This window comes from Micromonospora sp. NPDC048887, from assembly GCF_040649715.1.
Taxonomy (GTDB): domain Bacteria; phylum Actinomycetota; class Actinomycetes; order Mycobacteriales; family Micromonosporaceae; genus Micromonospora.
Map to the genome: position 1 here is coordinate 106,343 of NZ_JBEZGA010000018.1, position 15,359 is coordinate 121,701.

8 protein-coding genes and 1 pseudogene are annotated in these 15,359 nt (G+C 65.4%); 4 read left to right on the forward strand and 5 right to left on the reverse strand.

Annotated features, from left to right (window positions below):
- Positions 1-45: 45 nt before the first annotated feature.
- The 4 genes from AB0C17_RS24310 to AB0C17_RS24325 are packed head-to-tail and all read left to right on the forward strand — an operon-like array spanning position 46 to position 7,680.
- Complete coding sequence (locus AB0C17_RS24310) at positions 46-1,632, forward strand: NERD domain-containing protein (RefSeq protein ID WP_357389792.1); 1,587 nt, start codon at positions 46-48, stop codon at positions 1,630-1,632.
- Entirely contained in the window at positions 1,629-4,772 is a 3,144-nt protein-coding gene (locus AB0C17_RS24315) for a helicase-related protein (RefSeq protein WP_357389779.1), read from the forward strand. The genes AB0C17_RS24310 and AB0C17_RS24315 overlap by 4 nt, the downstream gene beginning before the upstream one ends.
- Entirely contained in the window at positions 4,769-6,577 is a 1,809-nt protein-coding gene (locus AB0C17_RS24320) for a DUF1998 domain-containing protein (protein WP_357389781.1), read from the forward strand. The genes AB0C17_RS24315 and AB0C17_RS24320 overlap by 4 nt, the downstream gene beginning before the upstream one ends.
- Positions 6,574-7,680 (forward strand): AAA family ATPase, encoded by a 1,107-nt coding sequence (locus AB0C17_RS24325; protein WP_357389783.1) that lies wholly within the window; start codon positions 6,574-6,576, stop codon positions 7,678-7,680. Before AB0C17_RS24320 ends, AB0C17_RS24325 begins: the two co-directional genes overlap by 4 nt.
- A 101-nt stretch (positions 7,681-7,781) precedes the next feature.
- Here AB0C17_RS24325 and AB0C17_RS24330 read toward each other — a convergent pair whose 3' ends face one another.
- From AB0C17_RS24330 to AB0C17_RS24350, 5 genes and pseudogenes are all read right to left on the reverse strand, one after another.
- The gene (locus AB0C17_RS24330) at positions 7,782-8,741 is read right to left on the reverse strand and encodes an HNH endonuclease signature motif containing protein (RefSeq protein ID WP_357389785.1); all 960 of its coding nucleotides are present in this window, start codon (positions 8,739-8,741) and stop codon (positions 7,782-7,784) included.
- A 388-nt stretch (positions 8,742-9,129) separates the two neighbouring features.
- Entirely contained in the window at positions 9,130-11,130 is a 2,001-nt protein-coding gene (locus AB0C17_RS24335; RefSeq protein WP_357389787.1) for a hypothetical protein, read from the reverse strand.
- A 1,010-nt stretch (positions 11,131-12,140) separates the two neighbouring features.
- Positions 12,141-13,351, reverse strand: a pseudogene (locus AB0C17_RS24340) (site-specific integrase).
- A 3-nt stretch (positions 13,352-13,354) separates the two neighbouring features.
- Complete coding sequence (locus AB0C17_RS24345; protein WP_030504821.1) at positions 13,355-13,564, reverse strand: helix-turn-helix domain-containing protein; 210 nt, start codon at positions 13,562-13,564, stop codon at positions 13,355-13,357.
- A 779-nt stretch (positions 13,565-14,343) separates the two neighbouring features.
- On the reverse strand, positions 14,344-15,270 hold the full coding sequence (locus AB0C17_RS24350) for a hypothetical protein (protein ID WP_357480587.1): 927 nt from the start codon (positions 15,268-15,270) through the stop codon (positions 14,344-14,346).
- Positions 15,271-15,359 lie beyond the last annotated feature (89 nt).

The window sequence follows — 15,359 nt, forward strand, 5'->3', positions numbered from 1 at the left end:
GTTCGGCGGGAGGCTCCCTCATCGTGCACAATCCTGCGGGTGCGGATGGTTCCTGAGCCGATCTCCCCGTCGATGAAGAGTGCCGCCGAGGCCGAGATCTACAGACGTCTCAAACTTGTGGATGCTGGATGGAGCTTCGCCCTGCACAGCCTCAATCTTCCCGAGCACGGATGGAAGCGCGTCAGCGAGATCGACTTCGTGGTGGCGGGACGACGCGGTGTGTACGTCATCGAGGTCAAGGGCGGCTACGTCGGCTGCGCCAACGGTGTCTGGACCTACCGCGACCGCACCGGCACGGAGCGACGGCGGAGGGAGAGCCCTTTCGCGCAGGCGACAGGCGCCATGTTCACCCTGCAGCGCCGTCTCGAGGACCGCCTCGGCCGCGAGACGATGCGTGACATCCCCATCGGTTTCGCCGTCGTCTGCCCGGACTGCCGACTACCTGAGCAGCCCTCGGTCGAGTGGGACGAGGAGACCCTGATCGACCGTCGGCAGCTCGACCGCACCGACGGCCTGCAACGCAGCCTGGGCCGGATGGCGGACTACTGGCGGGCCAAGCCCGGAGGACGTCGGGCCGTGCTCGAGGAACCTCTCCTGCGGGAGGTACTGCAGGCCCTGCGGCCGGACTTCGACGCCGTTCCCACGCTGCGCCAGATCGTCACCGACGCGGAGGCCGACCTCGTCGCCCTGACCGCCAGCCAGTACCGCACGCTCGACTACGTGGGAGACAACCCGCGGCTACTGGTCGAGGGCGGCGCGGGCACGGGCAAGACGATGCTCGCAGCCGAGATGTCCCGTAGATCGGCCGCGAGCGGCAAACGGACCCTGTTCACCTGCCGCAGCCAGGTGGTCGCCGGGTTCGTGCGACACCAACCCGGAATGCAGGACGTCCATGTCGTGCCCTTCGCCAACCTCGCGGGCGGCAGCGAGGGGACCTTCGATACCGTCGTCGTCGACGAGGCACAGGACCTGATCAACTTCGCCGACCTGTCGTACCTGGACAGCAGGCTTGCCGGCGGCCTCGCCGACGGCAGTTGGTACATGCTGCTCGACAGCAACAACCAGCGTGGTCTCGTCGGCTCCTGCGACGACGAGGCACTGGAATATCTCAGATCCCTACGGCCCACGCAGGTGCGGCTGCAGGACAACTGCCGCAACACGCGGCAGATCGTCACGTCGACTCAGCAGATGACCGGAGCGGACACCGGTGTCTCATCGGCGGGGGAAGGACCCGCGGTGGTGGTGGTCGAGGAACCGGACCGCTCCCGTCGGGCCGCGGCAGCCGCCGCAGAGCTCGAACGGCTCCACGACAACGGGATCCCGAACACGGACATCATTCTGTTGTCACCGCTGCCCCTGGCGGATTCCCTGTTCGCCGACCTGCCGGCCCGCTGGCGACACCGCATCGACGTGCTGGACCTGCACACGCTGCGGAAACCTGCACGGGGCCGGATCGCCTTCGCCAGGATCGAGGACTTCAAGGGACTGGAGAGCCGGTTCATCCTCCTGGCCGACATCGGCCCGGTCGATCCCCGTCGGATCAGCAACCTCTACGTAGGAATGACACGCGCGAGAGTGGGACTCTGGATGGCTGCCGGTGGGCAGGAGCAGGGGCAGGAGGACGACCGGTGACATCGACGCCCGTTCAGAGTGGCTCGGAGGACCGGGCTTCGGTCCTGGACTACCTCCGCCGGCAGCTTGTCGGTCCCTGGTACGGCGAGGACGAGGTTCTCGCCGAGCGACCGGACCGCCGTTACCTGGCCGGCATTCTCTTTCCCGGTGAAGTACCCCTCGACACGCACGATGACGACATCGTGGACGACAATCCAGCCGTCGGATCGAACGACGAGGCCGAGAGCGACGAGGATCCCGTGGCGCTGGCCGGGCAACTGATGCCGAGCTCGGTAGGACTGAGCTTCGTCATCTCCAGAAGGTCGACCCTCCGGATCGAGGTGACAGCCGCCCGCTACCTGCGTGAGGACCGGCAGACGTGGCGACGTCAGCCGATGGCTGCAACCGGCAGCGCCGCCCTGTACGTCGAGCCGCCGTCAAGGGGACGGCGGACCGAGCACCACCTGTTCGACGGGGACGCCTCCGTTGTGGTCGTCTGGCGGGAGTTCGGCGACGGCGTACTGGTCACGGTATCGCTCGTCAATGAACGGAAGCTGTCGGAGCAGGGGAAACTCGACCCCGCTGACTGTCTGCTGCAGGTGACGCTAGGGTGCAGCCCGGTCGAGGGCGCCATAACCCCGTATCCGTCGACACTGCGACTCCATTCGGACCCTGAGGAAGAGGAACTCGCGCTCCTCTACCGCAAGGTTCCTGTGTTCGCCCTGGGCCACGGCGCCGCCGCCAGTTGGCATGCGGAAGGTGACCTCGCTACGTCGGTGCAGACGACCTTCGTGCCCAGCCACGTCGTCCCCGATGTCGCGTTCGAACTGCCGGGTGACCAGGAGGTACTGAGTCTGAATCTCCTCACCGGGCTCGAGCGGGACACGGAAGGAATCATCAGCAGGCTGTACAACTTCGTGGACGACTACGACGTCTGGGCCCGGAGCAACCACACACGCCGGGACAAGCTCGCGCAGCCCCTCGTTGCGGCGGCTGACCGGCTCCTCGAACGCGTCGATCGCGCCCGGGGCCGGATGCGTGAGGGTGTGGAGCTGCTCCAGCGGGATCCCACCGCCCGGCGTGCCTTCGTCCTTGCGAACAGGGCCATGCTGATGCAGATGATCCGGGGCGGGCCTGAATTCGCCGGCACGGGCCGCGCCTGGAACGACCGTCTCCCCGCCGCGCCCGAGTACGACGACCCGCAGCGCCGCTGGCGACCGTTCCAGCTGGCCTTCGTGCTCCTGTCCCTGCCCTCCATCGTCGACACGGAGCATGATGATCGCGAACTCGTCGACCTGATCTGGTTTCCCACCGGTGGTGGCAAGACCGAGGCGTATCTCGGCCTGGTCGCCTTCACCGTCTTCCACCGGCGCCTGACGCTCGGGGACGCCGGCGCCGGGACCACTGTCATCACCCGTTACACACTGCGACTACTAACGGCCCAGCAGTTCCAGAGGGCAGCGACCCTGATCTGTGCCTGTGAGCTGATCCGGCAGGAGCGCGTCGAAGAACTGGGGACCCGGCCGGTCTCTATCGGGATCTGGGTCGGCGGTAACAACAGTCCGAACAGTTTCGCCGACGCGGCCGACCTGCTGCAGACCGTGAGGAATCGCGAGCCGACGACCAAAAGCTTCCAGGTCGAACGCTGTCCCTGGTGCGGCACCCAGATCCTTCCGACCGGTGATGCCCCGGAGGACGCGTGGGGAGTGCGCGCCGACAACAACAGCTTCCGGATCAATTGCCCCAACGTCGACTGCGACTTCCACAGATCGCTGCCGGTCGCGTCCGTCGATGACGCGCTCTACGCGGATCCGCCGACGCTGCTCGTCGCCACCGTGGACAAGTTCGCCCGGTTCACCCGCGAACCGCGGGCGGGCGTGTTCATCGGCGCCGGCGCCGATCCCGGTCCGGCGCTGATAATCCAGGACGAGTTCCATCTCATCTCCGGGCCGCTCGGCACCATCGTCGGGCTCTACGAGGCTGCCTTCGACGTGGCGATGACCCGTCACGGCGCCCGCCCCAAGATCGTCGCCTCCACCGCCACCATCCGTCGCGCCGATGCCCAGTCCCGCGGCGTCTTCGGACGCCCCATCGCCCTGTTTCCGCCCTCCGGCCTCGACGCGGAGGACTCGTACTTCGTCCGATCGGACCACGGCCGACCCGGCCGGCTCTACGCCGGGGTCATGCCCCAGGGGCACACACCTCTGACCGCGATGGTCCACCTCTCGGCGGCGATGCTCAACGCTCCCATCGAACTACCGCTCGGACCGCGGTCCGCGGATGCCTACTGGACCCTTGTCGCCTATCACAACAGCCTCCGCGAACTCGGCAAGACGGTCACCCTGGCACACGACGACATCCCCGCGCGGCTCGGCGTCATCGCACCTGCCGAGGACGACCGACGTGACCTCGACGATGCCGAGATCATGGAACTGACCAGCAACATTCCCCCGGCGGACATCCCGCGTCACCTTCAGCGGCTATTCGTGGAGCGCGGACAGCCAGGTGCGGTGTCGTTTGTGCCCAGTACGAACATGATCTCCGTCGGTGTCGATGTCCCGCGACTGGGCCTCATGCTGGTCGTCGGCCAGCCGAAGACGACCGCCGAGTACATCCAGGCCACGAGCCGGGTCGGGCGTCGCCACCCCGGCCTTGTGGTCACCCTCTACTCGCCGTCCAAGCCCCGCGACCGCTCACACTACGAGTCGTTCATCCCGTACCACACCTCCCTCTACCGGGTTGTCGAACCCACGTCGGTGACACCGTTCTCGGTGCCGGCCCGCACCCGCGCGTTGCATGCGGGACTTGTGATCCTGGCCCGCCATGTGCACATCTGGCGTGACGACCGCTCTGCCGCCGCCTTCGACCCGGAGGATCCCGCCTGGCGGGCCCTGGTGGAGGAGTTCATCACGCGCGCGCGGGCCGCGGATCCGGACGAGGCCGCCGACGTCGCACGACACGTGGAACAGCTAGAGGAACACTGGGCCGGCCTCGTCGACCGGGCACATCCGCTGGGAGGGCTCCGATATACCGACGGCGGGCGTGAACGTATCCAGCTGCTGAGGCAGTTCGACAAGCCCGGGCCGGGATGGCCGACACTCGACTCCATGCGCAACGTCGACACGGACGCCCGGGTGCTGGTGCGGGGGGAGGGGCAGTGACGGACCGTCGGTTGCGGCGTATGCAGGCTCTCTCACCGTTCGGCGTCGGCGCCATCGTGGACATGCTGGGTGAATCCTTCGTCGCGGAGGACGTAACCCGTTGGAAGGGGCGGCGGATGACTCTGGCCGCCCCACGCATCGCGGCACACTTCGGCGTCGAGGAGCTACGCCTTCCCCCGGCGCCGCGCGACGGTGGGCTACCCTACTACCGCTTCCCGCAGTGGCTGTTCTGCGGCACGTGCCGCACGATGACGCAGTGGAGCGTCCGCCGGGAGCAGCCGGGGAGAATACCCCGCTGCCAGCACTGCAAACGTAATCCCCAGCTGGTACCTATGAGGTTTGTGGCGGTGTGCGGCAACGGCCATCTCGACGACGTCCCCTGGGTGCGGTGGGCCCACTCCGGGGGCGGCCGGGGACGCGAGCAACGCCAGTGCGGGCGCGCCGAGCTGCAGTTCGATCACCTGACGACCGTGGGCGGCGGACTGGAGTCACTCCGGGTCCGGTGCCGGACCTGCCGGGCCGACAGGAACCTCGCGGACCTCACGTCGCCCGGCGCCCTCGGACGCATCAACATCCAGTGCCGCGGGCGGCAGCCCTGGCAGCGTGATACCGAGGCGGTGACCTGCGATCAGACACCCGTGGTCCTGCAGCGGGGTGCATCGAGCGTTTACTTCCCGGATACCGGATCCGCGATCGACCTTCCGCCCGATTCCGACTGGGTCACCTGGGGCGGCACGGCTGCGCGGGTCGAACAGAACCAGTACTTCCTTCTACTCCACAAGGAACCCGAGAGCGGTATCCGTGAACACCTGATCCGCATGATCGCCGAGCAGGAGAACGTCAAGGAGCAACAGGTCACCGCCATCCTGAACGACCGGCTCGGCGTCACCGGCGCCCAGGCCGGCTCGGGCACCTCCGAGGAGCTGGCGGAGCGCGAGTGGCATGCGTTGACCAACCCCAGGGGCGGACACCACCCGGACGACCGCTTCATCACGCGGCGCACCCCGTTCCCGGCGTCGGAGGGGCACGGCCGGTTGGACCCCGTCGTCGATCAGATGAAGTCGGCCATCTCCGACATCGTTCTCGTCGACCGCCTGCGCGAGGTCAGGGTTCTGAAGGGCTTCCGCCGTCACACCATGGATGTCCGTATTCCGGCCGACCTCGGAACACGCAGTGCGTCCCTACCCGCCGTAGAGGTGTACGGCGAGGGCATCTTCATCGTCTTCGACGAGGACAACCTCCGGCGGTGGGAACTGCAGACCCCGGTGGTGCGCAACGCCGCCACACTCCACAAGCGGTTCGCCGGCAGCATGCACGCCAGGTGGATCGAGAGCACACCCACACCCCGACTCATCCTTCTGCACACCATCGCCCATATTCTGATGCGGCAACTGACGTTCGACGCCGGCTATCCCTCCTCGTCGCTGCGCGAACGCATCTACGCGAGCACTCCGGATGCCGACACATCGATGGCCGGAGTACTGATCTACACCGCTGCCGGCGATGCCGAAGGCACTCTCGGTGGGCTCGCCCGATCCGGCCAGGCTGAGCGGCTCGTCACCACCCTCGCCGCCACCCTCGCCGCCGCCCGATGGTGCTCGCTCGATCCGGTGTGCCGGGAGTCGAAAGCCCAGGGCCCGGCCGGACTCTCGATGGCGGCCTGCCACGCCTGCGCGCTCGTCCCCGAGACCAGTTGCACCATGGGCAACGTGCTCCTGGACCGGACTCTCGTGATCGACGACGAATACGGGTTCATGCGTGACCCCCTCGCCGAGCTCATCGCCGTGCAGGCGGCCACGACGTGACTCTGCTACTGCCGCCGTTGCTGGACCTTAGTCCCGCTCAACGGGAGGTTCTCGCTCTGCCGTTCGAGGAGTCACACCTCGTCACCGGTAGTCCCGGGGCCGGCAAGACCATCACGGCGATCTACCGGGCAGCGGCCCTGCACCGATCAGGCAGACCGACCGTCATGCTCATGTACAGCAAGGTGCTGTCTGCCTACACGCGCGCCGCAGTGGCGCAGATCGGAGCGGCTGATGTCGCGACCACCTACCACAAATGGCTCCACGCCTTCTGGCAGAAGCACTACCGCCGGAGCCCGCCGAAGCTCGACCGGTACGACATCGACTGGATGGCCTGCCTGACCAAGATCGTCAGCGATCCGCCGGTCATGGAACAACGGCCGTACCTCGTCGTCGACGAGGGCCAGGACATGCCGGCTGACTTCTACCTCGCCCTCGGAGCCCTGTCCTCGTCGGTGACCGTGTTCGCCGACGAGAACCAACGCATCGGGCTCCGTCAGAGCACCCTCCGAGAGATCGTCGCCGCGGCAGGAACCAAGCCGCCTGTGGCCCTTCCACGCACTGTGCGCAACAGTCGGCAGATCCGCGACCTCGCTGAACACTTCTGCCCCGGCAGCAGGACCACGGACCTGCTGCCGGACGGTCCTGCACCTCGCCTGATCAGGGTGCCGCACAAGGCCGACGTGGCTGACCAGCTCCTCCTACAGGAGAAGCAGCACCCGAACGAGACCATCGGCGTGGTGTCCCACCGCAGCAGGGACCTGTTCTACTACCACCATCAGTTGAACCAACGCACCGTCAATCCGTTGCAGGGTTACGTCAGCGGACGCCGTACCGGAACTCTTTCCGATCCCGCCTTCAGCGGCCCTGGGATCAAGCTGATCACCTGGCAGAGCGTGAAGGGTCTCGAATTCGACTCGGTGGTGGTCCCGGAACTCCAGACCGTTCCCGGCGACGTCGCCAGCGACAGCATGCGGATGAACCTGTACGTGCTCGTCACACGGGCGCGGCGTCACCTCACCTTCATGTATTCGGGAGTGGGTGAGCCGGCGCTCGTGGACGCCTTACCGAAGCATCTGCTGGACCTGTCGCAATACACGCCCTGAGTGCTGGTGGTCGTGGCCTGTCTGCATCTCGAACGGCCCGGTGAGGAGATACGTACACCGGCAACGTCTACCTCGATCCAAGTTGTGCGGGCGGCGGTTGTTCAGGAGAAGTCGGACCGGTGCTGCCGCCAGTGTTTCTCTATCCAGCCGATCTGTCCGCGATCCAACCTGATCGCGAGCGGCCGGCCCTGCAGAGGCGTGTAGGCCGGGTATCTGGCCAGTTCATCCCGCAGGCTGATCGTGAGGGTGCCCGGGTCTACGGCAATGTCCCCCTGATCGAAGAGCCGGTGAATATCCCGTCTCAGGAGCAGCCCGCCATCGTCGTGATGCTGGCCGACTGCTGCGTAGCTGTACAGGTGCGCCGCTTCCAGCGCCGCAACGGGGCCGGGACCGGTGAAAGCGCATACCGGTCCGAAGGACGCAAGTAGGCGTTGCCTGAACCCACGCTGACCCACGCGGACGCGCACTCTCGCCGGTCGATGGCCTTCCGGACGTGACTGGACCCACCGGGTTGCGTCCTCGAGGAAAGTTGCACCCCTTCCCCTGCCGGCACTGCGCAGTGCCTTGACAAAAGCGTCCCACACGAGCGGACGCATGCTCAGCTGGGATTTCGGGGAGACACAGAGGCTGCGCAGAGTCCTTCCGTCCAGGCAGCGGCCGAGGTCGAGCCAGTTGGCGTCGTGGCGCGACCTGAAAGTCTCGACACGTTCCACGCGGGTGGTGGCAACGTCAAAGGTGTCCGAGCACGGGAAGCACCTGAACTGCGGTGATTGACGCTTACGCCTCTTGATGTCCGCCCTGTTGCAGCGGGGACACCGGTAAAGGATCTTCTCAGCGTGGCCGGTCTCGATCTCCTCGATCAGGGAGGCGCCGATGACTGCCTCCCTGTCCCACAGGACGATCCGGTCACCAACGGCCACGGTCCGGGCGTTCGGAACGGTGCTGTCCCAGCTGTAGTGGGCGTCCGGGTCGTCGTCGTAGCCGTCGTTCCCGCCGTGCTGTCGATCCGCACCGACAGCAAGCATCAGCCATGCCCTGGGCAGACCAGCATCCACCGCCACAGTCGCCTCCCTTTCGTGCGCGGGAGAGAACCTATCTGACGGTTGCGACACTCGCCCGGCCCGCCGAAGACGGTCGGAGCAATGATCGGAGCCGGACCGCCGGAGCGGGCGTGGTGATCATGAGCATGGGCCAGATAGTCGGTGTACCCATCGAACGGTCCAACGGCTGAACTCAGCCCGTATATGTTTTCCATGTCAGTCACAATCCGGCACGGACCGACTGCGCCACGTGGGATAACCTCAGCGGGCGTCACCCGTTCCACCCAATGCGCTGCGAGCTGCGCGAATGCTGAGGAGAGTCGGTGACACGAGCAAGGTCTGGCTGTACAATCGCCAGCGCACATTGGCGTTTAGTAGTACATGGTTTCTCTTGGAGGGGCGCCGCCGCTCACTCGTAGTTCGCTCTTTGCACTTCGTGCGTTCTTGGGGCGTCCATGAGAAGTGACACGAGGTCTTCGAGGATAATGAGGTCGCAGTGACGTGCGCCAGAGTCAGGATCTTGAAGAACGTGGGTTACTCCATGGTACTCACGCTGAGATACGTTTTCCGGCAGCAGAAGGGAAGTGACTGCGAATCTCTCCCGCCACTGCTCGCCCATCTTCCATGCCACGCACAGATCGATGTCCTTGAGATTCTTTTCCTGTGCATCTAGGTCGTTGAGTAGACCATCGACAGAATATTTGTATTCCAGCACCTTGGGCTGAGTAACTTTTCCGTGAAGTCCATCAAGCACCTGTGCATCGATGCCCAGCGGATTGCTGTCCTCGTCGAATTCAAGTAACTCGCGATCGTGCTGAAAATTGATCCGGAAAAGGCTGTCGTACTTGAATCGCTCGTTCGTCGACATGATGGACAGGCCGCGCACCACCCCGCCGGAAATGATCTCATGAAACAGGGCGATCGCATCTTGCTCACGCGTAGGGGTGGAGGTGATGCTAATTCGCTTCGTTGGGGCGAAGAAGTGTTCAGAAGAAAGAAGGAGGGGTGAAGCTGCTTCATGTTTGATCATCTCCTCTTTCCAGTCGTCAAGCTTAAGCTCTCGATCGAGATCGGGGGCGATGCCGGAGTCACGCTTCATGCTGGAGCGTAGCCGCGTGATTGGCCCTTGGACAATTGCAACAGCGACATCGGTGGCGAAATCGACAAGCGGCTTGGCGAAGCCCTTTCTGCCAAGGTCCGGGGTATAGTTCTTAAAGTGGATGAGGAGGTGGACCTGATTCTGTCGACCGGTATACCTGGTTAAGGGAACCTGAATTACGTCGCCCTGCGGCATCCCGTTCGCAGCAAGCTGAATTCCTGCCTTCAGCACCTGCATGTTGCCTCGGACGCCCAACTTCTCGTTGAACACCTTCCAGAGCTTGGTGGTGTAGCCATACTCAACCCGTATGGTCGGCTTGTGTGTTTCGATTACCTCCTGGTGCTCTGTGAACACGTCAGGGGCAAGAATTCTCTTGCAGTCGATTGGGTCATACTCATCATATATGAAGTCAAGCTGCCGATATGCGTTCGGCAACGGCTTTGAAGGCCCATATTTCTCGAAGAACTCAGATGCCTTCTGCTCTACATCTCTGATGCGAGCGGACTTGCTCTTCTCCTCGTGCAGCCAGAGATAAGAAATGCCGCCAGTGGTTGAAGTCGAGATTTCCCCACCGGCGATGCAAACCACTTCGACCTTCTTGTCCGACGCCGGTTCTACAGAGCCGATCCCGGTCTTCACCCTCAGGATAGTAAGCCATGTTTCTGCGTTTCTGGCAGACAGCCAACTTAGTTTTCTCGGCTGCGTTTGCCCGTCGAAGCGAACGGTTACAGATGTGCCTCGATCCATCTCTCGGAAGCTGTCATCGATGTCGGGATTTGGATCGGGTTCAACGAGCGGAGCATCGCTGCTGCTCGGCCCTTTCAGCCATGCGCGGCCGCCTAGGATCCGTCCGCAAGACTCATTTCCAAGCCCTCGGGTGTGCACTCGGAGATAATTGAACCCGTAGGCAAGGTACGTCGCTCCGACACCTTTATGGCCACGCGATGTGGCTTCCTCTTTGAATGAGAAGTTCGGCGCTAGGAAACGCTGAAACTCTTCATAGGTCATGCCGCATCCGTTGTCGGAGACTGTCAACTGATTCTCGTCCAGGTCAACAATAATGCGCAGCTGTTGTGAGTAGTTGCCGCTTGTTCCCGCCAACTCTTCGTCGCGTGCCCGTTTCTCCAGAGCGTCTAGCCCATTTTGGACTAGCTCGCAGAATGGGTCGTACCATCCTACGTACGAGCTTAAAATGTTCTCGATCTCACGCCTCAGGGCCCGCTGCGCTGCCAGGCTGTTTTCTAGCCGGCCCTTTACCTGCAGCGGATCAAAGGCGGCGAAGGACTGATTAACGGCCACAGTGGAGGTCACGACCGTAGGATAGTGGTTCCGTCGATGCACATGCATCAGACACTCGGAGACATGCGTTGACCAACACGCCGCATGGCGGGAACGCCGCGTGGGACGCCGGGCCGACATGACGTGCAGCAATGCGTGACTTCCGCCCAGTTCACGGTTGCTGAAGGGTCACGACGACACCGTGCCCTGACGCGTCAGCCAGAGCCTGCAAGACGGTCAGGATCTCGCGCTCTCAGCGACACCGGTGGGTCGACGCCACGGACCCAGTCCAGCTCGGCGAGGAAGGACCGCAGGGCCACTACCTGCGCCCGGGTCACCGCAGCCACCAGCGCGTCGGCCACCAGCGCCCTAGCAGGTGCTCGGTCAGCTGTCGGCGGTCGTCGGCGGGCAGCGTCTCGACCAGTGCGGTCACGGTGTAACGCCACTTGACCGAGAGTGTCTGCCGCCAGTGCACCGGCCCCGGGACGCAGGGCGTGCAGCCGGTCGACGATGTCGAGCAGCATCTGCGCGGCCTGCCGCTGGTCGATCGATAGGACTGGTGTGACGCCGTTCGCGCCGGAGTTGATGCGGACAACGACTTCCTCGCCTGGTTTGCCGACAGAGCTGCGGCACGGCTGCATCTGCGAGCGTTCACTGAGATGACGGGTGGTAGTCGATGAACGAGCGTTCGGCGGCGGAGGGTCGCTGGTGCAGTTCTCCAGCGCTGCTGCGCAGTCGGGCCGGCCGTGAGATCTCACGATCGTCTCACGGACGGCCCGGGACGGCCCGGTAGAGCCCGGCCTGCCTCGGACCGCCTCCTGCCGATGAGCTGCATATTCGGCAGGAGGCGGTATCGTCCGGCAGCCGCCGGTAGGCCTGCTAGTTCACTGGGGGTCAAGGGGTCGTCGGTTCGAATCCGGCCGTCCCGACAAAGAAAAAGCCCTGACCAGCGGGAACACTGGTCAGGGCTTTGATTTTCTTCGATGGAGATTTGAACCGCCCCCCGAAAACCCCCCGTTTACGCGGTGCGGCAACCAAGTTCGTCATCGGTGTGCATCGTTCTCTCCTGACGGCGATCCTTGGTTGCTCGGGTGGCTGCCGAGCCGTTCGAGGATGCCGGACACGTCTGGGGCTTGTACCGGCTTGGCGATGTAGTAGGTGTCGGTGACCTCCTCGCTGGAGTGCCCGAGTTGCGCTGCCGCGCTCTTGGTATCGATCTCCTCCTTGATGAGGGTGGCGACGGTCTTTCGGAAGGTGTGCGGGGTGACCCAGTCGAGGTCGGCTTCGGCGCGGGCCTGGCGCCACTGACGGCGGACGTTGTTGGGGGAGAGCCAGGTGCCTCGTCGGGAAGCGAAGATCGCGTCGTGGGGGTTGTCCGCGGCGGTGAGTTTGCGGGCCATGAGCATGCCGACCGCGAACCGGGGGAGGACGACCCTCCGGTAGCCGGCGTCGCTCTTGGTCCAGGGCTGTCGGAAGAAGCCCTGGCTCTTGATGAAGACCAGCGTTCCGCAGATCGTCAGGGTTGGTCGTTCGGCGGCGAGGTCCAGGTCCTCCCAGCGGAGGGCCAGGATCTCGCCGATACGGGCGCCGGTGGCGAGCATGAGGTCGACGACGTCGGCCAGGTCGCCGCGGTGCCGAGGCCCGGGCTTACCAGGGATAGGTCGCTGCCATTCGCGGATCGCCGTACGGACGGCTTGGAGTTGCTCGGCGGACAGGACGACGACGGTGCGGCGGGGTTTGCGGAGTCGGCCGGTGTCGCGGACCGGGTTGGTGGGGATGGCGCCGTGGCGTACGGCCAGAGCGAACATCTGACTGAGGACGACCTTCACGCCTTTGGCGGCTGAAGGGCGGTCCTTGGCGATGTCGCGCAGGAACCGGTCGAGGCGTCCGACGCTGGCTTCCCGGATTCGGAGGTTGCCGAGGGCGGGCAGGATCGAGGTGCGGACGCTGGTCGCGTATCGGTGGATGGTTTGTGGCGCGATGCGTTCCTCGGCGGTGATCTCTTCGACCCACAGTTCGGCGAGGGCACTGATGCGCGTTTCGCGGGTGATCTCGTCGTCGGTGGGGGTGGCACGGTCGCGGAGTTTGACCTTCAAGGCCCGTTCGGCGGCCGGTCCTGTGGTGTCGGTGGCTTCGATGTCGCGGGTGATGCCGTCGTAGTCGCGGAACCGGGCGCGTGCCCGGAATCTCTTCGGACCGAGTTTCTCGATCCGGATTTTTCCGGAGGTGCCATGGCCAGTTCAGGTCGGGCCATGGTTCACCGCTCCGCGTCGGTGTGGTCTTCGAGCCAGCGCTCGACCTCGCTGCGCCGGTAGCGCAGGGTGTTGCCGACGCGGATGGCGCGAGGGCCCTTGCCTCGGCTGTGCCAGGCGTAGAGGGTGTTCTTGGGCTTGCCCAACCAGGCCGCGAGGTCGTCGATGGTCAGGAGTGGGTCTGGCCGCCATTCGGAGGCGGCGGGGCCGTTCATCGCCCGTCCAGGACGTCGGTCGAACCGGGCTGCCAGCGCCGCGTCGTGCGGTTGGCAGTCGGCCGGCGTGCGTCGGCACCTGGTCTGAATTCCGGGCCGGTTCGGGGTCGGGGCGGGCATGGATCGTGCTTCCTTTCGTTGGCCCGGCGTTGCTGGGGCCGGGGGTGAACGGGGTCGTCGCTACGACCCGCGGGTGCGGCATCTGACAGCTGTGGCCGTCTATCCATCCGTCGTGTCCCCCAGGGGTCAAGCCAAGGGCTGGGCTTGTCCTCGAAGAGGCATCGCAGGCTCTGTATCGATCGCGGACGGACGGCGTCCCCCTGGTCCTGCGGACCGCTGGATGGCGGGCAGAGGGCGTCAGTCGAGCCCTCGCTCGCCAGTTGCGAGACGCGGTGCGTCCCCGTACCGAGCTGGGTGTGGAAACGTGCGATCCGGGTCGCGGTGCTTGTGCGCCCGGTCATCTCGATGCAGATTGGGAAGTTCTGGAGTGTTCTCATCGTCAGTTGCCTTTCGGTCAGGCTGATGTGTGGGTTGGTGCTGGTCGTGGTCTGCGATATCCGGGCGCGTGGAACCGGTGACCTCCTTGCGTCAGAGGGCATGCGTGGCTGGCCCGCCGAGCGAGAGGCTCGGCAGGCTGGCTGGATTGAATGGACGGCCCGCCGATCTCGGCGGGCCGTCATCTGTTGGAGCGCTGCCTGGTGCTCACGCCGGTGGCGCCGTCATTGGCCGGACAGCGGTGAGTCCCGAGGGTTGGCGCCGGTGTTTGCTCTGACGACTCGTCAGGCTGTGTGGCTGCTGCCCGCGAGTCGGCGCAATGCCTGCCCGGCGCCGGGGTAGGCGAGCCGCAATGTGTAGGCGGCGAGTTGGACGGCCCACCAGGTGAGGGCGACGAGGTAACCGACCAGCAGGGCGCTGCTGGTGTCGCTGGTGAAGACGATGGCGTAGCCGATGGCGAGGCCGGGGACCGTGATGGTGCGGGTGGTGCGGCTTCGGCTGGTGGTCAGGGCGGTGGCGATGCCGAGCAGTGCTGCTCCGGCGCTGCCGATGAGGCCGGGCATGCCGGTCAGGTCGACCGGTGGGGTGAGGGTGATCGCCGCGCGCATGAGGCAGATGCCGGTGGCGGCTACGGCGGCGGGCAGGGCCGCCGGACGGGTGCGCGCGAGCCAGTTGGACAGGTGCGGAGCCGCGATGCGGGGAGCGGTGGCGGCGATGATCGCCGCGCAGGCGGCGAGGGGGAGCGCGGAGCCGAGGGTCCATTTCAGGTATGGCTCGTAGCCGAACTGGACGGCGGTGCCGGTGGCGAGGCCGTAGAGGGCGGCGGCGGTTGATCCGCCGACGGCGGCGGCGAGGTATCCGCGTCTGATGAGGTGGCCGGTGGTGGGTCTAGTGGTGGCTGCGTCGGTGGTGCCGGCGAGCCAGGTGGTGGGGGCGAGGTGCGCCACGGCGAATGCGGTGAGCATGGTGAGGGCACCGGCGATGCCCAGTTGAGGCAGGGAGAGGCGGACGCCGACGACTTGGACGGAGTAGGTCGTGACGATGTCCGCGGTGAGGATGGTCTGTAGGAGCACGGTGAGCGAGCAGACGCCGAGGATGATGGCGCTGGTCAGGTCACGGACGCGGAGCCGAACTCGTGGCAGTGCGGTGTCGTTGGCGGTGCTTGTTGTCTGGTGATGGGCTGCGGTGAGCGCTAGGGCGCCGTCTGTCAATCCCCTGGAATCGTGGAGGGCTCCGTTATGCGGCCTGGGCCTCCAGGGCGCGGGTCTCTGGTCGTTCGTAGTCGGCGGGTGAGCGCCAG

Excerpts from the sequence above, each read along its gene's own strand:
- AB0C17_RS24310 (WP_357389792.1), top strand. The coding sequence starts at position 46 with ATGGTTCCTGAGCCGATCTCCCCGTCGATGAAGAGTGCCGCCGAGGCC.
- AB0C17_RS24345 (WP_030504821.1), bottom strand. The coding sequence starts at position 13,564 with ATGAACGGCCCCGCCGCCTCCGAATGGCGGCCAGACCCACTCCTGACC.